Here is a 20,243-nt window from a genome sequence, read left to right as displayed (position 1 = left end):
ACAGTACAGCACTGGGGGTTGACACGGTCGCCTCGACGGTCGCCGGCGCTGTAATCGTTTCCGTCGCTGCAGGCTCGCCGTCGACGGCGGGCGCGCTGTCACCCTCGCTCCGGTATCTGGTGACGCTCGGCGTCGCAGTCGGCGTCGAGGCAGCGCCGGCCTGTCCGCGTCTCGAAGACGGGAAGACCGCAGTCGCACTCGCCGACGACGAGACCGTCCGGTATCCCCAGCGCCGTCTCGCAGTCGGGGTACCGGTCGCAACCCGCGACGATGCCGCCGCGCTCCAGTATCCGGAGGTCAGCCCCGCAGTCGGGACAGGCCCACTCGCGATCGAATCGCTCGCGGACCGCGTCGACGAGCGGGTCGCAGTCGCGGTCGACGCAGACGTCGAACGGGTCGCCGCGTTCGACGCGCATCTCCGGAAGGTCGCAGTCGCAGGTCTCCTCGCGGACTGTCGCCCGGCGCGGAATCGGGTAGGTGGCCGCACAGCCGAGACAGGTGACGTCGCCGTCGGCGCGAACGAGCGGCCCCTCGCAGTCGGGACAGTCGCCGACCGGGATGCCGGCGACCGACCCGGGGTACCGGGAGACGTCGTGGCAGGTGTGGCATTCGACGCGCACGCGCCGGTCGCTCGTGGTCGCGGTGAGGGTGAAGGTGCCGTCCTCGACCGTGGCGCGGGCGGTCTCGGCGCGTGTGAGCCAGGCCACCGGCTGGTAGCCGTCCACGTCGTGGACGAGCAGGGTGTCGTCGGGTTTCAGCAGCGCGACCACCTCGCCGCGCCGTCGTCGTCGGGAGTCCTCGTCGAACGTGATGGTGCAGTCGCCGGCGAACACGCGGAGTGTGTCGGACATGGCCCGGTCTGGTCCCGTTCTCCGGTATAAAATTGAGGACGGTCGGCGAGGCGGTGATCGAACGGCAGCACTACCTGTCCGTCGCGCCCGCCTTCGCGCCGCGGACGCGATCGGCCCCGACCCAGACGACCAGTCCGACCGCGGCGGTTGCGAGCGCGACGCCCGACTTCGTCGTTCCGGCGACCGCGAACGCGAGCCCACCCAGAACCGTCGAAAGAGCTAGCGCTCGCGCCGGACGCTGGTCGGTGAGACGAACGGCACCGGCCAGGAACAGCGCGCCGACGGCTGCTCCGACGACGACGTCGACCGCGTAGTGGACTCCGAGGACGACCCGCGAGGCAGCAACGAGGACGCTGACCGCGGCTGCGACGGCGAGTCGGCGGTCGCGGTCCCAGACGTCGAGTGCGAGCGCACCAGCGCCGTACACGACGGTCGTCTTCAGCGCGTGGCCGCTGGGGAATCCGTAGCCGTCGCCGGTCACCATCGACTCGTAGACGGCGTGCCCGACCGACGGAAGCCACGCCGGCGGCGTCGCGGTCGCGGCGCCCGGCGGTCGCGGCAGTCCGAAGGCCTGCTTGAGTGCGACCGTCAACGAGTACGCGCCGACGGCCAGCGCGAGCAGGTAGACGCTGTCGCCCGCGGGCGCGTCGGTGAGCGAGGGGTATCGGGACGCCAGGACGAAGAGCACACAGATGCCGACCACGACGAACCACATGTCGCCGAGTTGCGTGACGACCCCGGCGACGGCGGTCACCGCGTCCGGAAGGCGAGACGTGAACTGGACCGCTCCGAATCCCCGAGACATACCTGCAAGATTACAGGTGCGGTTCTTATCAGTTTTGAACGCTCGACTCCAGTTACGAGGGGACACCGGAAGCCGTTTGACGCCGGGAACCGGAACGGCGACCATGGACGGACGTCTACGGGGCGACGAGGTCGTCGTGGAGGGCGACGCCCGCCAGCGCTACTACGACTCGCGGGGGTACGGGCACCCGCTCTCGGGCAACGACGTGGCCCTCTCGCGCGTCGAGGCGGCCCACCTCCTCTTCCGGGGGGACCTCGACTCGGTGGGGGGCGCGGGCTTCCGCGAGTTCCTCCGGGAGTCGACCGGCGACGACTTCGGCGCGCGGTTCCTCGTCTACGCCGACCTCCGCGAGCGGGGGTTCTACCTCTCGCCCGACCGCGAGGACTGGGTCGCGGACCCGTCGGCGGGGTCGGACTTCGCCGTCTTCCCGCGCGGGAGCGGACCGTGGGACGACGAGGTGCTGTACCGCGTCCGGGTCGTCGCCGAGCGCGAGCCCGTGCCGGCGCGGGACCTCGGCGACGTCGTGCTGGCGGTCGTCGACGAGGAGAGCGAGATCACCTACCTGGAGACGAACTGCCCCGACGTCGCGGGGTCGACCGTCGAGGACCTGCCGGACCGCCTCGACGGCGCGCTGCTGGGCGACCGCGTGCTGCTGTGGGACCCGCCGGCAGCGGTCCACGAGGACGCCTTCTACGGGCAACCGCTCGGCGACCGCGGCGAGGTGGACGTCCTCCAGTTGTCGTTGCTCGAAGCCGCGCACCTCGCGGCCGAGGGCGTCCTCGGCGTCGAGGGCGGTTACGAGGCCATCGTCGAGCGCGGCCGCGACGTCGAAGGCGAACGGTTCGCCCGCCGCCTGCGCGTCTACCGCGCGCTCCGGGACAGCGACGTCGTCCCCAAGACCGGGTTCAAGTTCGGTGCCGACTTCCGGACGTACGCCGACGTGACGTCGGTCGACGACCTCGGCCACTCCGAGTTCCTCGTGCGCGTGCTCCCCGCCGACCACGTCTTCTCGCCGCGGGACCTCGCGCTCGACGTGCGCCTGGCCCACGGCGTCCGCAAGCGAATCGCCTTCGCGCTGGTCGGTGCGGACTCCATATCCTGGGTGAGCGCGAGTCGCCTGACGCCGTGACGTGGCGTCCGGCCGCGTGACGTGGCGTCCGACCGAATGATTTTTGCGCGAACCGCCCCGATTCAGGGCACAACGACGCGGCTTTCGGCCGGCCGACTCACACCATGACACGAGACACCGATAGCGAGCGCGAGGCGCAGGCGTTGCCCGACGGAGGAACGGCGGCGGGAGACGACGACGTGGTGCTGGACCCCTGGGGGTCGGCCACGGTCGCCGACTACCGGAAGCTGTTCGAGGACTTCGGCATCGAGGAGTTCGACGAGGTCCTCGAGGACGTCCCGAACCCCCACTACCTGATGCGCCGCGGCGTCATCTTCGGGCACCGCGACTACCGCCGGGTGGCGGAGGCGATGCGCAACGACGAGCCGTTCGCCGCGCTCTCGGGGTTCATGCCGACCGGCGACCCACACATCGGCCACAAGCTGGTGTTCGACGAGCTCATCTGGCACCAGCAGCAGGGCGGCGACACCTACGGCCTCATCGCCGACCTGGAGGCCCACAGCGCCCGAGGGCTCTCCTGGGACGAGATCGACGAGCACGCCCGCGACTACCTGCTCTCGCTGCTCGCGCTCGGCTTCGACCCCGAGGAGGGGACGCTCTACCGCCAGTCCGACAACCGCGAACTGCAGGACCTCGCCTTCGAACTCGGCATCGAGGCCAACTTCTCCGAACTGGAGAACATCTACGGCTTCTCCGGCGAGACGGACGTCTCTCACATGCAGTCGGTCGTCACCCAGATGGCCGACATCTGCTACCCGCAACTCGACGAGCCGAAGCCGACCGTCATCCCCGTCGGCCCGGACCAGGACCCCCACGTCCGGCTCGCCCGCGACCTCGCCGCCCGCACGCGCTACTTCGGCGTGACCGAGGCATACGCTAGCTTCGAGGTGGACGACGAGGAGCGTCTGCTTATTGATTCGGTACGTCGCAATCTCGAAGAGGCCTGCCACACCTTAGATATTGATCGGCGAGCGATTCGATGTGGGCTAGCTGCCGAGCTTCTGCAGGTGTACGCGGGGATGTGGCCAGACCTTCAGGATGCCCATCCCTATGGAGTAAGGGGTGAGTTAGTTGAAGAGGACGTAGCACTCCTCGACCGATCACAATTCTATGAAGACGGTGAGTTCACACTGCCGATAGACTTTACTGGCGTGATAGAGGAACCGTTGGCAGTAGAAGCATTTCCTCCCGAGTTGGACCTTGACGTTTACGATAGCGCTATTGAGAAACTCAAAGAGGCCGGAAAGGAACCTCTCCGGCAACGAATGCGATTTCTCGATCGAAACGCGACAGAGGAGGCATTTACCGCGCTCATCGAATCTATCCCCGGAGAAAAACGAGTCTATGACGAGCACGTCGACGCCTTCGACCTCTCCCACGCGGACGCCGACGACCTCGCCCGCGAGGTCGAGGTCGAGCACGGCGGCTACGGCTTCGTCCCGCCCTCGTCCATCTACCACCGGTTCATGACCGGACTCACCGGTGGGAAGATGTCCTCGTCCGTTCCGGCGAGCCACATCAGCCTGCTCGACGACCCCGGGGAGGGCTACGACAAGGTGAAGGCCGCGACGACGGGCGGCCGCGAGACGGCCGAGAAGCAGCGCGAACTCGGCGGGAAGGCCGACGAGTGCCCCGTCTACGAGCTGTACGCCTACCTGCTCGCGGGCGACGACGACGAGTTCGCGAAGGAGGTCTACGACGAGTGCGTCGGCGGCGAGCGCCTCTGCGGCGGTTGCAAGGAGCAGGCCGCCGAACTGATGCGCGACTTCCTCGAAGAGCACCAGGAGAAGCGCGCGGAGGTCGAGGAGCTGCTCGACGACCTGGACCTCGAACTCGACTCGCCGCGGACGTAGAACAGCCGTACCGCTTCTCTTTCTGCGCCTTCAGACGCTGGCCTTCGCGGCGAGCAGCGTCGACTCTATCTCCTCGGCGAGCGTCTCGGCGCGGTCGCGCTCGCGCGCCTCGGCGTAGATGCGGACCATCGGCTCGGTGCCGCTGGGGCGGGCGAGCACCCAGGCATCGCCGTAGTCGAGGCGGTAGCCGTCCTTCGTGTTCACGTCGGCGTCGGCTTCGGTGGCCGTCCGCTCGGCGGCGGCGAGCAGCGCGTCCCGTTCGGCGTCGTCGGCGTAGGAGACGTTGACGCGGACGTTGTGGTAGCCGTCGTAGTCGGCGACGACCTCGCTGGCGCGGGCGTCGACCAGCAGTTCGAGGAACTTCGCGGCGGTGTAGGCGCCGTCGCGGGTGACGCGGTAGTCCGGGAAGAAGATGCCGCCGTTGCCCTCGCCGGCGACCGGGACGTGGACGTCCTGGCGGCGGAGTTCGCGGATGCGGGTGATGATGTTCGTGCTCCCGATGGGAGTGAGTTCGAGTCGCGCGTCGGTCCGGTTCGCCACGTCGACGAGGCGCTGGGAGACGTTGACCGCGGAGACGACGGCGTCGCCGGGGTCGAGTTCCGCGGCGGCCAGCGCGGCGAGCGTGGCGTCGCCCTCGACGTACTCGCCGGTCTCGTCGTAGAAGATGGCGCGGTCGGCGTCGCCGTCGTGGGCGATGCCGACGTCGGCGTCGCTGGCCCTGACGAGGCGGCCGAGGTCGCCGAGGTTCTCGGGGACGGGTTCGGGGTCGCGGCCGGGGAAGTGGCCGTCGGGCTGGCTGTTGACGGTGACGACGTCGCAACCCAGTTTCCGGAAGAACGACGGCGACGTGAGCGCGCCCGCACCGTGGCCGGGGTCGAGCGCGACGGTGAGGTCGGCGTCGGCGATGCGCTCGCGGTCCACGGCCGCGAGCAACTGGTCGACGTAGCGGTCGCGGGCGTCCTCGACTCGGTGGCCGTGTCCCGTCTCGTTCCACCGGGCGGCGTCGAACGCCTCCGTGAGGAACTTCTCCTCGACCCGTTCGAGGTCGTCGACGGTGAGTTCGATGCCGTCGTCGCCGACGAGCTTCACGCCGTTGTACTTCGGCGGGTTGTGACTCGCCGTGATCATCAGCGCCGGAACGCCCTCGCGCTCGGCGTACGCCTGTGCGCCCGGCGTCGGCACGACGCCGAGACGGTCGACGTCGGCACCGACGCTCGCGAGACCGCTTGCGGCGGCGTCGGCCAGCATGTCCCCGGTCGCCCGCGTGTCCCGTGCGAGCGCGATGCGGCCGGACCGCCACACCGTCCCCGCCGCCTTGGCGATCTTCAGCACGAACTCGGGGGTCAACTCCTCGTTCGCGACCCCCCGAGTCCCGCTCGACCCGAACACCTTCATGTGCGGCAGGTCAGGTCCCTGTATTCAAAGGGATTCCGAAGACCGGTGGTCCGCTATCCGAAGACCGCTACTCCGCTTCGGTCGGTCGTCCCGTCGCCGCGCTGACCGGTGACTCCCACGCGAGGACGGCAAACGACCCGGCGACCAGCGCCCCGCCCGCGACGGAGAGGGCGACGATGGGCGACGCCGCGTCGGAAAGCATGCCGCTGCCGAACTGCACGGGGATGACGGCGAGCGAACTCACCATCGCCAGCGCGGACAGCACCGTCGCCCGCCCGAGCGTCTCGATGCGGTCGTTGACGTACTGGGAGGCCAGCGAGCGCGTCGTCTCCGCCACGCCGCGGGCGAGCAGGAAGGTCGCGATGGCGAGCACCGGAACGACGGCGAGCGCGGCGAGCGCCCCGCCGACCGCGAACGGGACGACGAGGAACCAGCGCCGGATGCCGACGCGCCGCCGTATCGCCCCGGTCTTGTAGCTCAGGCCGGCCGACACCAGGCTGATGGCGGCGTAGAACCAGCCGAGCAGCGGCGTCACCTGCCCTGCCGGGACGCCGAGCTGGGGCGCGACCGTCTCGACGACCGGCTGGAGGTAGACGAACACGAGATACATCACCGCCGAGAAGAGCACGAAGTAGTAGACGACGAACGCCCGGACGTTCCGCCGCGAGAGCGTCTCGCGGACGACGCCGAGCGCCTCGCCGAGGCCGAGCTCGGCTGCCCCCGACTCGTCGTAGCTCGCCGGTTCGTCCATGCGCAGCAGGACGGGCACGCCCAGGCCGGTGATGGCCGCCGCGACGAAGAACGGGTACGCGAGGTCGACGTCGCCGAGGTAGCCGCCGACGACGGACCCGACGACGCCCACCGACAGCGCCACGGCCTTGCCGCGGCCCCGGACGTCGGCGAACTGGTCAGTGCCGAGTTCGTCCGAGAGCGTGTCGTAGAGCCACGCCTCGTCGCTGCCCGAGCGGAAGTTGTAGCCCATCGACCAGCAGACGTACAGCGCGGTCAGCGCCGGGAACGAGTCCGCGAGCCCGATGCCGACCAGCGTCGCCGTGATGACCGTCGTCCCGACGAGGAGGCTGTTGCGCCGGCCGATGCGGTCGCCGACGTACCCCGTCGGCACCTCGCCGAGCACCGTCGTCGCGTTGTAGACGCCCTCCAGAACGGCGATCTGGGTGTAGTCGAGCCCCTGCGAGAGGAAGTAGAGGTACATGATCGGCCGGTAGAACTCGACCGCCTTCGTCGCCTTGTAGCCGTAGTAGAGGCCGACGCTCCGGGTCCGGGGCCGCATGGTAGACAGGCGGTACCAGTGGTGCGGCCCTGATAGGCGCTCTGCGCACGGAACTACACATAGCGAGCTGACACTTCTGCAGGGTCCGAACGCTTCGCCGGGCGATATAAGCCTCCGGGGGAGAACGAACGAGCATGGACGGGCAGGAGGACGACCCCGCCGCCGCGGACGTGTTCGCGGCCATCGGCAACGAGCGCCGCATCGCCATCGTCTACGAACTCCAGCGGGCGTTCCGCGACGGCGACGCCGCGCTCCCCTACGCCGAACTGAAGCGGCGCGTCGGCCTCCGCGACAGTGGCAACTTCAACTACCACCTCCAGCAGCTCGTCGGGCGGTTCGTCCACGAGCGCGAGGACGGTTACGCGCTCACCTACGCCGGCCGGAAGGTGGCGAGCGCGCTCACCGCCGGCATCTTCACCGACCGGCCGGCCGGCGAGTCGCTGCTCGCGCCCGGGACGTGCTACGCCTGCGGGGCGGCGTCGCTCTCGGCCCGGTACGAGCGCGAGCGCGTCTACGTCGCCTGCGAGGACTGCGGGGAGGAACTGCTCCACGGCCCCTTTCCGCCCGGGCCGGCGACGCGGCGCGACGACCTCCTGGAGGCGTTCGAGGGCTGGACGCGCCGCTGGAACGCGCTCGCGGCCGCCGGGACCTGTCCCGAGTGCGGGTCGCGGATGACCGCCACGGTGACCGACGCCGCGCCGCCAAGGTGTACCGGCGACGTCTCCCACCGCTTCCGCGTCGCCTGCACCGAGTGCTGGGCGCGGGCGAACCTTCCTCCGGGCTGCCTCGTCCGCGACCACCCGCGGGTCGTCGACTTCCTCGCCACGCGAACGACGGACGTCGACGACCGCCCGCTCTGGGACCTCGACTGGGCGCTCCACCGGGACTCCCTCGACCTCGTCGAGGGGGACCCGGTGCGGCTCCGCCTCCGCATCCCGGCGGACGACGCGGAACTCCACGTCACCGTCGACGCCGCCGCGACCGTCGTCGAGACGGCCGTGGTGGAGCGGTAATCCGCTGAAACCCTCACGACGCACCGTTCCGTCCACCGACGAAGCTCGTCCGACCAACCGAAGCGGGGGACTTTCGGGGTCTTCTTCGCTGCAGCGAACGACGTTACGCCGATTCGAACGCGAACTTGCGCCGGAACCCGAACGCCTTAGCGCGCCGAGGGGCTACGCCCGCGCATGGTCAGCATCGACGAGAAGCGCGTGTACGGCGAGCGCGAGGGTGCGACGACCGTCTACGTCGCCGCCGACATCGGCGTGGCGACCGTCGCGGTGTCCGACGACATCGTCGGCGAGTTCGGCATCACGCACCGCTGTACCGCCCTCGACGTGGCGACTCGACGAGGCGGAGACGACGCCGCGGCGCGACTCGCCGTCGCCACCGACGAGGACGTCCTCGACGACGCGTTCGAACCGCTCGACTTCGGGCCGGCGGTGGCGGTCGGGTTCGACGGCGACGACCTGCTGGCGGCGTCGCCCGACGGGACGCTCGCGCGCCGCCCCGCCGGCAGCGAGGACTGGCGCGAACTCGGATCGGTCGGCGAGGTGCGCGCCATCGACGGCGACCTCGTGGCGACCGACGAGGGCGTCGACCGGGCGCTCGACGACGGCGTCCAGCACGCCGGCCTCGACGACGTGCGCGACGTGGCCGCGGCCGAGACGCCGCTGGCCGCCACCGCCGACGGCGTCTACCGTCTCGGCAACGGCTGGATGCAGGAGTACGAGGGCGACGTCCGCGTCGTCGCCGCCGACGGCGACCGGGTCCACGCCGCGACCCCTGGCGGCCTCTTCGCCCGCCACGACGGCGAGTGGGAGGCGGAATCGCTACCCGCCGGTTCCGCCGTCGTCGACGTCGCCTACGGCGACGGCACCTACGCCGTCACGGCCGACGGGACGCTGCTCGTGACGGTCGGCGACGGCTGGCGCCACCGCAGCATCGGTCTGCGCGACGTCGCGGCCATCGCGGTGCCGTAGATGCGGTCCGTCGGCGGTCGGTCCGTCGGCGGTCGGTCCGTCGGCGGTCGGTCCGTCGGCGGTCGGTCCGTCGGCGGTCGGTCCGTCGGCGGTCGGTCCGTCGGCGGTCGGTCCGTCGGCGGTCGGTCCGTCGGCGTCCGTCTCCCGCCGGAAATGTGACGTCCTGTCAGGGCAGCGAACGGGAGTGAAAACGAGTTTAACCGGGGCACTCCAGCGTTCGCGTATGATACTGAGCACGTCCACCTCGCAGTCGCTTTCGGCCTCGCTCGCCGACGAACTGAACGAACCGCTCGCGCAGGTCGAGTACCGCTCGTTCCCCGACGGCGAACTGCTCGCGAGCGCGCCCGGCTTCGAGGACGACCGGGCGATAATCGTCGCGTCGACCGTCTCCAGCGACGCCCACCTCGAACTGCTCCAGTTGCAGGACGCCGCGCGGGAGTGGGGTGCCGAGGAGGTCGTGACCGTCCTGCCGTACATGGGCTACGCCCGCCAGGACAAGCCGCTCGCGCCGGGTCGCGCCGAGGAGGGGTCGGCACCGGGATACCCCATCTCGGCACGGGCCGTCGCGCGCGCCGTCAGCACCGGCACCGACCGCGTGCTCACCGTCAACCCCCACGAGAACGCCGTCTGTGACTTCTTCGACGTGCCGGCCGAACCGGTCGACGCCGCCGGCCGCCTGGCCGAACCGCTCCCGGCCGACCTGGCGGACCCCGTCTTCCTCTCGCCCGACGAGGGCGCACTCGACATCGCGGCGACCGTCCGGGACGCATACGGCGACGGGACGACGGACTACTTCGAGAAGCACCGTCTCTCGGACACCGAGGTGGAGATGCGCCCCAGCGACACCGACGTGACCGACCGCGACGTGGTCGTCACCGACGACATCATCGCCACCGGGTCGACCATGAGCGAGGCGGTCGCGCTGCTGCAGGAGCGCGACGTCGGTCGGGTGTTCGTCACTGCCGTCCACCCCGTGCTGGCGAGCAACGCCCGGACGAAACTCGCCCGGGCCGGCGTCGAGACCGTCTACGGCACCGACACCGTCGAGCGCGTCGTGAGCGCGGTGTCCGTCGCGCCCACCGTCGCGGCCGCTATCGACTCGTAAGCGACGCGAGCGTTCCGGAATCGACGAAAACGTCTCGCAACCGACGCAAACCTTCATATCCGTCGGGCCGCTACACTCGCCGACCGGACACAGACCGCGGAGGAGATATCAATGCGAGAGGAACCTGTCTGGTGGCGATCGCTACGTTCGCCGCCGTAACCTGACCATGGGGGAAGATTCGAACGACGACCGGAACGATGTGGTGTACAGTGGAACGTGGAACGTGGGGTCGGTGGCGCTCAGCACGTGCGTCGCCGAGGCGCTCTCGACGGTGATCGAGGACTGCCCGACCCTGTACGACGTGGTCGACCCCGACGCGCTCGACGCGCTGTTCGGCGCGAAGGCCGACGGGACGCCGCGCGACAGGGGCCGCGTCTCCTTCGGCATCGACGACTACCTGGTGACGGTCAACGGCGACGGGACGTTCGTCGTCTCGGTAGCATAACGTCGGCTCCGCCCGTCCGCGCTCGGAACGCGACGGGGCCGTCTACGCCTGCGCTTCCGCCAGCGGCGCGACCGCAATCTCCATCTCGACGCCCTCGACGTCCCACTCCTTGCGGTGGCCGTCGTCGACGGTCCCGACCTCGTCGGCGCGAACCTCCTCGCGAACGAGGTCCATGCGGCGCTCGACCAGGTCGGCGACGCGGTCGTCGTCGACCGAGAGGTCGAGGCGGATGCGCTCCTCGATGTCGAGTTCGAGGTCCTTGCGCATCTCCTGGACGCGCCGGATGACCTCGCGGGCGTAGCCCTCGCTCTCGATGTCCTCGGTGAGCGTCGTGTCGACGTAGACGACGCCGCGCTCGTCGCCGTTCGTCGCGAACGGCGATCCGCTGACGCCCTCGGGCGTCTCGGTGACGAACTCGACCATCTCCTCGTCGAGGTCGACGCTCTCGCCGAGGGCGTCCTCGACCGCCGCCTCGACGGCCGGGACGGACGCCTCCTCGACGCGCGCCTCGTTGAGCGCGTTCATCACGCGGCCGGCGTCGTCGCCGAAGGCGGGCCCGAGCAGGCTCATGTCCGCCTCGGCGCTGTAGTTGAGTTCGCCCCACTGCTCGTCGGGGCCGACCAGTTCGACGCCGCGCGCGTTCAGCCGGTCGGCGAGCAGGTCGCCGTGGCGCTCGACCGCTTCGACGACGCGTTCGTCGGTCGCGTCGACGACGATGCGCTGGACCGGCCAGCGGAGCTTGCGCTCGGCCTGCTGGCGGGCGTTCGACCCGGCTTCCTCGACGGCGCGCAGGACTGCCACGTCGGTCTCCAGCTGTTCGTCCTGCAGGCCGTCGTCCGGTTCCGGCCAGTCGAGCATGTGGACGGTGTCGTGGCCCGCGTCGCCGGTGAGGTTCTGGTAGATCTCCTCGGTGACGAACGGCGCATACGGCGCGAGCAGCGCGACCAGGTCCGTGAGGAGGTGGTAGAACGTCGCGTAGGCGGCCCGCTTGCTCGCGCTGTCCTCCTCCTCCCACATGCGCTCGCGGACGACCTGGATGTAGAACCGCGAGACGTCCTCGACGACGAACTCCAGCAGGGCGTGCAGCGCCCTGTCCTGGCGGAAGTTTTCCCAGTGCTCGGTCATCTCGGCGGTGACCGTCTGCAGACGCGAGAGCACCCACTCGTCGACGAGTTCGAGGTCGGCGTCAGCGACGCTCACGTCGTCGGGGTCGAAGCCGTCGAGGCGCATGTACGGCAGCGGGAACCGGAACACGTTCCAGAGGATGTTGAGGTCCCGCTGCATGTTCTCGGTCTCGTCCCACGAGAAGCGCATGTCCTCGCCCTGCGGCGTCACCGACAGGAGGAACATCCGCATCGGGTCCGCGCCGTGCTGGTCGATGACCTCGTCGGGCTCGATGGTGATGTTTTTGGACTTGGACATGCCGCGCCCGTCGGGCATGTTGGCGTAGCCGTGCATCAGCACCTCCTCGTAGGGAATCTCGCCGAGCGCGGCGGTTCCCATGCCGAGCTGCGACCAGAACCAGCCGCGCGTCTGGTCGTGGGCCTCCATGATGAGGTCGGCCGGCCACAGCTCCTCGAAGTCCTCCTGCTCGCTCGGGTAGTCGAGCGTGCCCCACGACGCCACCGAGGAGTCCAGCCAGACGTCGAACACGTCGGGGACGCGCGTGTAGGTGGTGCCGTCTTTCGTGATGGTCAACTCGTCGACCGTCGGCCGGTGGAGGTCGACCTCGTCGGGGTCGACGTCCTGGTCGACAAGCTCGGCGAGCTCCTCGCGCGTGCCGACGACGACCGCGTCGTCCATGTCGCCGTCCCACTCTTCAGGGGTCCAGATGGGGATGGGGATGCCCCAGTAGCGCTGCCGGGAGACGTTCCAGTCGGGCGAGTTCTCGACGAAGTTGCGGAAGCGCTCGTCGCGGGCCTCCTGTGGATGCCACTCGCTGTCCTCGATGTTCGCCAGCAGTTCGTCCTTGATGTCGGTGACCGTGATGAACCACTGGTCGGTGACGATCTGGAGGATGCCCGTGTCGCAGCGCCAGCAGTGCCCGTAGCTGTGGGTGGTGGTGCCCGACGAGAGCATCAGGTCCTTCGCTTCGAGGTCGGCGATGATGTCGTCGTCGGCGTCTTTGACGAACTCGCCGGCGTACGCGCCGGCCGACTCGTCGTAGACGCCGTCGCCCTCGACCGGACAGAAGACGTCGAGGCCGAGTTCGCGGCCGCGGTGGAAGTCCTCCTCACCGTGGCCGGGCGCGGAGTGGACCAGCCCCGTGCGGTCGGCCTCGACGTAGTCGGCGGTGTACACCTGCAGTGCGTCCTCGGAGTCGGGGTGGGCCGGCACCTCCGAGGCGAGCGGGTGGTCGTACTCCCAGCCGACCATCTCCTCGCCGGTGACCTCGTCGACGACCTCGTAGTCCTCGTATCGGCCCTTCTTCAGCACGTCCTCGACGCAGGGTTCGGCGAGGTACAGCACCTCGGTCTCGCCGTCGCGCTCGGCCTCGACGCCCTGGTAGGTCATCTCCCCGTCGACCGCGACGAAGGTGTTCGCCGGGATGGTCCACGGCGTCGTCGTCCAGATGACGAGGTAGGCATCGCTGCTCGCGGCTTCGTCGCTCGCACCCTCCGAGGACTCGCTTCGCTCGTCCTCGCGCTCCCGGTCCTGCAAGGGGAACTTGACGTAGATGGAGGGGTCTTCGACGTCCTCGTACTCGACCTCGTTGTTGGCGATGGCGGTCTCGCAGCGCGGGCACTGGCTGATGGAGCGCTTGCCCTGTTCGACGAGGTCGCGCTCGTGCGCCTGCGAGAAGCCCCACCAGGCGGCCTCCATGTACTCCGGGCTGACCGTCTTGTAGGGGTTGTCCCAGTCCATCCAGACGCCGAAGGACCTGAAGTCGCTCTGGAGCCCCTCGAGTTGCTCGTCGGCGAACTCCTTGCACTCCTCGATGAAGTTCTCCATCCCGAACTCCTCGATGTCCTTCTTGTTCTCGAAGCCCATCCGCTCCTCCACCTTCGTCTCGATGGGGAGGCCGTGCATGTCGTAGCCTGGCCGGTCGGTCACGTCGTAGCCACGCATCCGGTGGTAGCGGATGTAGGCGTCCTTCAGCGTCTTGTTCCACGTGGTGCCCATGTGGGCGGCCCCGGAGGTGTACGGTGGGCCGTCGACGAAGAAGAACGGCTCGGCGTCCTCGCGGTGCTCGACCGCCTTCTCGTAGGCGTCGACGTCGTCCCAGTACTCGAACACGCGGTCCTCGACCGCGCCCGGTTCGTACTGGTCGTCGACCTCGTCGAACTTGCTCATATGCTCCCTGTTCTTCTACGAAGTTAAATCGGGTTCGGTTACGCAGACCCGTCTGCACCGTCGACGCCCGTCCGCGCCTTTTTTCTACCACCTGGCCGATACGTCGCGTATGACCGCCACGCCGCGCGACCGACTCCGCGAGAACGCGAGCGGCGTCGTCGCGACGCTCGTCACGGGGACCTGGCTCGCCGCGATGTTCACCGGTCAGGACTGGTGGCTCGCCGCCCTGCTCGTCGGCTACGTCGTCGTCGTTCCGATAACGGGTATCCTGTTCGGCGACGAAGACGACGATGACGACCGGCGGGACGGTCGGTCGCGCGACCGCCGTCAGCGCGACGCGACCGACGACGACAGCACCCAGGACGCGCTCGAAACGCTCCGCCAGCGGTACGCGCAGGGCGAACTCACCGACGAGCAGTTCGAGCGGAAGCTGGAGCGTCTGCTCGACACCGACTCCCTTGAGAGCGCGGAAGACCGCGTCCGCGCCGAGCGCGAACGGGAGTAGGACGTATTCGTTCGAACACTGTCCACGCGGAGATGCCGTCATCGAATGTCATGACGTTACTCCACGTGGAGCCTCAACCTTCATACATCGAGCGCACGAACGCCCGACCGATACGCATGGACGACTGCATCTTCTGCCAGATAGTCGACGGCGACATCCCGAGTCGAACCGTCTACGAGGATGGCGACGTGATGGCGTTCCTCGACGCCAATCCGCTCGCGCCCGGGCACACGCTCGTCATCCCGAAGGACCACCACGAGACGCTGAACGACCTCCCCGACGACACCGCCGCGGAGGTGTTCGCCGCGCTGCACGACCTCACGCCGGCCGTCGAGGCCGCGGTCGACGCCGACGGCAGCAACGTCGCGTTCAACAACGGCGCGGCCGCCGGCCAGGAGGTCCCGCACGTCCACGGCCACGTCGTCCCGCGGTTCGAGGACGACGGCGGCAACCCCATCCACGCGGTGGCAGGCCAGCGCCCGGACCTCTCCGACGACGAACTGGACGGCATCGCGGCCGACATCGAAGCGGAACGCTGACCGGGGACGAGTGTCGTGGTGCTCGCCGCCGGCTGTCGCGTCGGCGGCGGAGGCGAACGACGAAGCGCGACTCGCCGCCGAAGTTTTTAGTGCCAGAGCGATAGGATTTCCGAGTAGAACCGTGAAACGAACTGCTGCACTCGTCGGCGTGACCGGTGGAGCCGGCACGACCCGTCTCTGCGTCGAGGTGGGCGCGCTGCTCGCCCACGCCGGGCGGAGCGTCGCCGTGCTCGACGCTGCCGTCGCCACGCAGGGGCTGGCCCGTCACGCACCCGGCCGCATCGAGACCGACCTGACCGCGCTCCTGACCGACGCCGGCGACGACGCGACGCTCGCCGACGCACTCGTCGACCACCCCGCAGAACTCGCGGGCCGTCTCGCGCTCTGTCCGGCGTACGCGCCGTTCGAGCGACTCGCCCGCGCGAAGACTCCGGCGGCGGCCGACCGGTTCGAGGACCTGATCGCGACGGCCGGTCGAGAGTTCGACCACGTCCTCGTCGACACGCCGCCGGTCGCCGCCAACCAGTCGGTCGCGGCCGTCGACGCCGCCGACCGCGTCACGCTCGTCGCGCCGGCCACCGAGCGCGGCGCGGACGCCGTCCAGCGGATGCGCGGTCGCCTGGCGGACGTCGGCTCGCCACCGGACGCCGTGGTCGCAACCCGTGCCGCCGGCGACCATCCGGTGGCGGCGGCCGACGCGACGGTGCTACGGACCGACTCGGCGGCACCGGCGAGCGCGCCGGACCTCGACGGCGAGTTCTCGCCCGCCGTCGCCCGCGCCGCGACGACCGTGTTCGAGACGGTCCTCGACGTGGAGTTCCCCGAGGAGGGGTTGCTGGACGTCGACGCGGCGGAGTACGTGCCGGACGCGCTCCGGTAGTCGGTCTGACCTCGCCAGCGTTCGCCGGTCGACCCGGTTCCGCTCAGCGACGTCTCGAAGTATTCAAGGTACCCCTCCGGCGAGAAAAGAGCGTGACGGAGTCCGACTACTGCAAGCGGACGGCTGTAACCCGTCTCGCGGTCGACCCCGCCGACCGCGAGCGGTTGCTGACGATGGTCGGCGAGTGGAAACGCGGCTGCCAGATCGCGGTCAACAGCGCGTGGGGGCAGTGTCACACCCGCAACGAGGTACAGCAGCTCGCGTACGACGAACTCCGCGAGCGCACCGACCTCGGCAGCCAGCACGCGGTCCTGGCCACCCACCGGGCGGCCGAGGCGGTCAAGCGCGCTCGCGCCCGCGACGAGGACGGCGACCCCGACGCGCGCCCCGAGTTCACCGCGCCGACCGTTGTCTACGACACGCGGACCATGACCGTCTTCGACGACCGTACGGTCAGCCTGACGACGACCGGCGAGCGGGTCCACTGCGACCTCGTCGTCCCGGACGCCGGCTACCAGTCGCAGTATCTCGACGACGACCGGTGGGAGCCGTCCAAGAGCACGCTCCACTACCGCGACGGCGACTTCGTCCTCCACCTCGGATTCCGGACGCCACGTTCCGACCCTGACCCGCCCGGTGAGGACGCGACCGTCCTCGGCGTCGACCTCGGCGTCGACAACCTCGCCGTCACGAGCACGGCCCGCTTCTTCCCGGGCGGCGAACTCGACCACCGCCAGCGGGAGTTCGCCGACCTCCGAGCGGACCTCCGGACGACGGACACCCGGAGTGCCCGTCGAACCCTCCGCCGTGCGGGTGAGCACGCGGACCGGTACGCCCGCGACTACCTCCACGAGGTCGCCGGCGGTATCGTCGAGGAGGCCGAACGCCACGGTTGCGACGTCATCGCGTTCGGCGAACTCGGCGACGTCCACGACCTGCTCCCCGACGCCGGCGAGTTCCACGAGTGGGCGTTCGAGCGCCTGTTCGAGTTCGTCGCCTACCGCGCCGCCGAGCGCGACGTCACCGTGGTGCAGGTCAACCCCGAGTACACGAGCCAGCGGTGCACGGCCTGCGGGTTCACCCATCCGCAGAACCGCGACGTCGAGCGCACCCACTTCGAGTGCCTGAAGTGCGGCAACGAGGCCAACGACGACTACAACGCCGCGAAGAACGTGGCCTTCCGCTGCATCCGGCGCGGCCCGCTCTCCTCCCGCGGCGTCGGGGCGACCTACTGCGCGCTCTCGTCGGGGCGGGTGACGCCCGACGGCGACTTCGTGCCGAACGAGGAACTCGCCGAAGTGCCAAAGACTTAGCCGACCGCGCTCCTACGCTTGCCCATGCCAGACCCAGTCGTTCGCCGCGCATCGGACGTCGAATACGAGGACGTCGGCGCCGCCGAGGGCATGTCGAAAGGCGTGCTCATCGGCGAGGACCAGGACGCACCGAACTTCGCCGTCCGCCGATTCACCCTCGACCCGGGCGCGGAGGTCCCGAAGCACACCAACGAGGTCGAACACGAGCAGTACGTGCTCTCCGGGGAGTACGTGGTCGGCATCGAGGAGGACGGCGAGGAGACCGAGCACGAGGTGAGCGCGGGCGACTCGCTGCTCATCCCCGCCGGCACCGTCCACTGGTACCGCAACGAGGGCGACGACCCCGGCGCGTTCCTCTGTGCCGTCCCGAACGGCGACGACGAGATCGACCTCGTCTAGCGACACTTCTCGCCCGGCGACGCACCACCGTCCGTTCTCGGCTATCGGTCGCGTCTACTCCCCGTACCGCTCGAACACCGACTCCGCGAGCGCGTCCCGGTGGCCCTCGTTCGGTCCGCCCGCCAGCGTGAGAAGTTTCGCGTCCCGGAGGTACCGCTCGACGTGGCGTTCCGTGGTGTAGCCGACGCCGCCGTGGAACTGGATGGCGTCGTTCGCGTTGTCCACCGCGGCCTGCGTCGCGTGAATCTTCGCCATGCTGAACTCGCGAGTGACGTCGCGGCCGCGGTCGGCGCGGTCGGCCGCCCGAAGGGTGAGCAGGCGCGCGGTGTCGACCCGCTCGGCCATCTCCGCGACCTCCCAGCGGACGCCCTGGAAGTCGGCGATGTGCTGGTCGTACTGCTCCCGGGAACCCGTGTACTCGACCGTGTCCGCCAGCGCCGCGCGGGCGATGCCGACGCCGCGGGCAGGGACGTTCACGCCGGTGTGGACCTGCCCGCGCTGGACGTACCCCTCCCCTTCCTCGCCGACGAGTCGGTCGGCGGGGACGCGGACGTCCGAGAGCGACACGCGGGGCGACTTCACGCTGTTCGCGCCCAGCGTCTCCCACACCTCCTCGACGTCGAACGCCTCGGTCGGGACGAGAAAAGCGCTGACGTTGTGCGGCGCCTGGTCGTCGGGACCGGTCCTGGCGTACGTGAGGACGACGTCGGCGTGGCGGAAGTTCGTCACCCACTGCTTGTGGCCGTTCAGCACCCACTCGTCGCCGTCGCGTTCGGCGGTCGTCTCCATCTCCAGCTTGTTGCTCCCAGCGTCTTCCTCGCTCAGCCCGAGCGCGCCGACGGTGTCGTACGTCGCCATCTCGGGGAGCAGCTCCTCGCGTCGTTCGTCGGTGCCGAAGCGCTCGACGACGGTCGCGACGCCCAGGTGCAGGGCGAGCGCGCTGGCGACCGGCATGAGCGCCGCCGAAAGCTCCTCGGTCACCAGCGCCAGTTCGACGAGCCCCTCGCCGCGACCCCCGTACGCCTCCGGGAGCGTCAGCCCGGTGAGCCGCCGGTCGCCGAGCTCGTCGAGGATGTCGGCCGGGTACTCCTCGTTCCGGTCGAGGTCGATCGCTCGGGGTCTGATCTCCTCCTGCGCGAACGTCCGGACGTCCGCCCTGAGTTCGCGCTGGTCCGCCGTCATCTCGAAGTTCATACGTTGACGTCTCTCCTGGCGGGTTTAAAATGGGGGCCAGCTACAGCAGGCTCGCCCGCGCGTCGAACGAGGTCGCCGGCGCTGGGGGGCGACGGAACGGGCGAGCGCCGTCGTCCCGGCCGGGGCTCTCAGCGGTGTTCGGAGAGCGAGACGACCGCGTCGATCTCCGCCGTCACCCACGCGTCGTTCTCGACGGCGTCGCGCATCCGCACCACCGGTCGTTCCCTGTCCGCTCCGTCTTCGATCTCGAGTTCCACCCGCTCGTCGAACCGGTCGGGAAGCTGTTCGTCGTGTCGTCCGCTCTCTTGCGTGCCGCTCATGTTAGGTACCGTCGCACCGTGCGATGTCCCCACGTCACGGCCGGACCAGCTTTGTTATGAGCCGGTTGCAGTTCGGTATCGTCGGGATACGATTCGACCCGTCGTGTTATCGTTCCCCTGAACTACTGCAACGGAGGGTTTCGCCACGGTAATCCGCCGCTAGACGACCGCTGACGCGGCTCTCCCTCTTGCGATTCGGCGCTCCGGGATGCGCGCCGCTCGTCGCGGCGTTCCAGTCTGTCAGTAGAACTCGGCGAACCCGTCGACCAGTTTGTTCTCCGCGCGTCGGAGGTGCTCCTCGAACGTCCGGCGGTCGACGCCCATCTCGCTCGCCAGCTCGGCGGTCGTCGTCTCGCGCGGGATGCGGTAGTAGCCCGCCTCGCGGGCGGAAGACAGCGCCTCCCGCTGACGGGGCGAGAGGTCCGGGAGCGCGGTCTCGGGCGCGTACAGCGGTCGGTCGGCGGCCACCGATTCGACCTCGCGCTTCGACTCGACGGTGACCGGGAACGCGTCGGCGAGGTCACGGTAGAGCGCGGCGAGGTTCGCCGGGTCGAGCGCGAGGACGCGACACCACTTCTCGCCGTCGGCGTACCGCAGCGGCGGCACGAGCAGGCAGTCGTGGCGCGCGAGCAACGGTTCGATGCGGTCGTCCTCGTGGTCCTTGAGGCACGCGTCGGTGACGAGCAGTCGCTCGTCGCCCTCCACGAGCGCCCGCCGGACCCCGACCAGCGACCGGACGTGGTCGACGACGGCGTCGCCGCCCGGGCCGGTGACCTGCAGGAGGTCGCAGTGGTCGTTGCACCACAACTCGACCGTCGTGTCGGTCCCGTCGGTCGCCGAGGCGTAGACGCCCGGCTGGCCGACGCGCAGCACCGTCTCGTACACGCGTCGAGGTTGTCGCCACCGGTACTTGAACACCCCTCCGTTCGCGGGGGCCGTGATA

The 20,243-nt window shown here is 69.6% G+C and carries 19 protein-coding genes; 11 read left to right on the top strand and 8 right to left on the bottom strand.

Going from position 1 to position 20,243, the window contains the following annotated elements; translation table 11 throughout:
* Positions 1-98: 98 nt before the first annotated feature.
* Entirely contained in the window at positions 99-851 is a 753-nt protein-coding gene (locus tag NKT36_RS08035) for a topoisomerase DNA-binding C4 zinc finger domain-containing protein (RefSeq protein WP_327050529.1), read from the bottom strand.
* A 70-nt stretch (positions 852-921) separates the two neighbouring features.
* On the bottom strand, positions 922-1,656 hold the full coding sequence (locus tag NKT36_RS08030) for a phosphatase PAP2 family protein (protein WP_327050528.1): 735 nt from the start codon (positions 1,654-1,656) through the stop codon (positions 922-924).
* 103 nt (positions 1,657-1,759) lie between these two features.
* On the opposite strand from NKT36_RS08030, the gene endA reads away from it, so the two are divergent.
* Complete coding sequence (endA, locus tag NKT36_RS08025; protein WP_327050527.1) at positions 1,760-2,785, top strand: tRNA-intron lyase; 1,026 nt, start codon at positions 1,760-1,762, stop codon at positions 2,783-2,785.
* A gap of 104 nt (positions 2,786-2,889) precedes the next feature.
* Positions 2,890-4,638 carry a tryptophan--tRNA ligase gene (locus NKT36_RS08020; RefSeq protein WP_327050526.1) on the top strand — a complete coding sequence of 583 codons (1,749 nt, stop codon included), beginning with the start codon at positions 2,890-2,892 and terminating at the stop codon, positions 4,636-4,638.
* Between the two features lie 30 nt (positions 4,639-4,668).
* Here NKT36_RS08020 and glmM read toward each other — a convergent pair whose 3' ends face one another.
* Both glmM and NKT36_RS08010 read right to left on the bottom strand, forming a co-directional pair.
* On the bottom strand, positions 4,669-6,033 hold the full coding sequence (gene glmM, locus NKT36_RS08015; RefSeq protein ID WP_327050525.1) for a phosphoglucosamine mutase: 1,365 nt from the start codon (positions 6,031-6,033) through the stop codon (positions 4,669-4,671).
* A gap of 67 nt (positions 6,034-6,100) precedes the next feature.
* On the bottom strand, positions 6,101-7,324 hold the full coding sequence (locus NKT36_RS08010) for an MFS transporter (RefSeq protein WP_327050524.1): 1,224 nt from the start codon (positions 7,322-7,324) through the stop codon (positions 6,101-6,103).
* Positions 7,325-7,458: 134 nt separating this feature from the next.
* Here NKT36_RS08010 and NKT36_RS08005 point away from each other — a divergent pair, with 134 nt between their 5' ends.
* The 4 genes from NKT36_RS08005 (at position 7,459) to NKT36_RS07990 (ending at position 10,856) form a co-directional block, all read left to right on the top strand.
* The gene (locus NKT36_RS08005) at positions 7,459-8,337 is read left to right on the top strand and encodes a DUF7351 domain-containing protein (RefSeq protein WP_327050523.1); all 879 of its coding nucleotides are present in this window, start codon (positions 7,459-7,461) and stop codon (positions 8,335-8,337) included.
* 174 nt (positions 8,338-8,511) lie between these two features.
* Positions 8,512-9,306 carry an HVO_0234 family beta-propeller protein gene (locus NKT36_RS08000; RefSeq protein ID WP_327050522.1) on the top strand — a complete coding sequence of 265 codons (795 nt, stop codon included), beginning with the start codon at positions 8,512-8,514 and terminating at the stop codon, positions 9,304-9,306.
* A 223-nt stretch (positions 9,307-9,529) separates the two neighbouring features.
* Complete coding sequence (prs, locus tag NKT36_RS07995) at positions 9,530-10,411, top strand: ribose-phosphate diphosphokinase (RefSeq protein WP_327050521.1); 882 nt, start codon at positions 9,530-9,532, stop codon at positions 10,409-10,411.
* A gap of 166 nt (positions 10,412-10,577) precedes the next feature.
* On the top strand, positions 10,578-10,856 hold the full coding sequence (locus tag NKT36_RS07990) for a HalOD1 output domain-containing protein (protein WP_327050520.1): 279 nt from the start codon (positions 10,578-10,580) through the stop codon (positions 10,854-10,856).
* 42 nt (positions 10,857-10,898) lie between these two features.
* On the opposite strand, the gene ileS is transcribed toward NKT36_RS07990, so the two are convergent.
* On the bottom strand, positions 10,899-14,150 hold the full coding sequence (ileS, locus tag NKT36_RS07985; protein ID WP_327050519.1) for an isoleucine--tRNA ligase: 3,252 nt from the start codon (positions 14,148-14,150) through the stop codon (positions 10,899-10,901).
* 109 nt (positions 14,151-14,259) lie between these two features.
* Between ileS and NKT36_RS07980 the strand changes: the two genes are divergently transcribed.
* From NKT36_RS07980 to NKT36_RS07960, 5 genes are all read left to right on the top strand, one after another.
* On the top strand, positions 14,260-14,655 hold the full coding sequence (locus tag NKT36_RS07980; protein ID WP_327050518.1) for an SHOCT domain-containing protein: 396 nt from the start codon (positions 14,260-14,262) through the stop codon (positions 14,653-14,655).
* A 116-nt stretch (positions 14,656-14,771) separates the two neighbouring features.
* Complete coding sequence (locus NKT36_RS07975; RefSeq protein ID WP_327050517.1) at positions 14,772-15,194, top strand: HIT family protein; 423 nt, start codon at positions 14,772-14,774, stop codon at positions 15,192-15,194.
* 121 nt (positions 15,195-15,315) lie between these two features.
* The gene (locus tag NKT36_RS07970) at positions 15,316-16,074 is read left to right on the top strand and encodes a ParA family protein (RefSeq protein ID WP_327050516.1); all 759 of its coding nucleotides are present in this window, start codon (positions 15,316-15,318) and stop codon (positions 16,072-16,074) included.
* A gap of 92 nt (positions 16,075-16,166) precedes the next feature.
* A complete protein-coding gene (locus tag NKT36_RS07965) occupies positions 16,167-17,387 on the top strand; it encodes an RNA-guided endonuclease InsQ/TnpB family protein (protein ID WP_327050515.1) in 1,221 nt (406 codons plus the stop codon).
* A 24-nt stretch (positions 17,388-17,411) separates the two neighbouring features.
* Complete coding sequence (locus NKT36_RS07960) at positions 17,412-17,786, top strand: cupin domain-containing protein (RefSeq protein WP_327050514.1); 375 nt, start codon at positions 17,412-17,414, stop codon at positions 17,784-17,786.
* A gap of 54 nt (positions 17,787-17,840) precedes the next feature.
* On the opposite strand, the gene NKT36_RS07955 is transcribed toward NKT36_RS07960, so the two are convergent.
* The 3 genes from NKT36_RS07955 to NKT36_RS07945 form a co-directional block, all read right to left on the bottom strand.
* A complete protein-coding gene (locus NKT36_RS07955) occupies positions 17,841-18,980 on the bottom strand; it encodes an acyl-CoA dehydrogenase family protein (RefSeq protein ID WP_327050513.1) in 1,140 nt (379 codons plus the stop codon).
* Positions 18,981-19,108: 128 nt separating this feature from the next.
* Positions 19,109-19,300 carry a hypothetical protein gene (locus NKT36_RS07950; RefSeq protein WP_327050512.1) on the bottom strand — a complete coding sequence of 64 codons (192 nt, stop codon included), beginning with the start codon at positions 19,298-19,300 and terminating at the stop codon, positions 19,109-19,111.
* Positions 19,301-19,540: 240 nt separating this feature from the next.
* Complete coding sequence (locus NKT36_RS07945; RefSeq protein ID WP_327050511.1) at positions 19,541-20,185, bottom strand: helix-turn-helix domain-containing protein; 645 nt, start codon at positions 20,183-20,185, stop codon at positions 19,541-19,543.
* Positions 20,186-20,243 lie beyond the last annotated feature (58 nt).

The sequence above is a fragment of the Halomicrococcus gelatinilyticus genome, from assembly GCA_024227995.1.
In the GTDB taxonomy this organism is placed as follows: Archaea; Halobacteriota; Halobacteria; order Halobacteriales; family Haladaptataceae; genus Halomicrococcus; species Halomicrococcus gelatinilyticus.
Note: the sequence above shows the minus strand (reverse complement) of the source record. Positions and strands in the feature narration are given on the sequence as shown.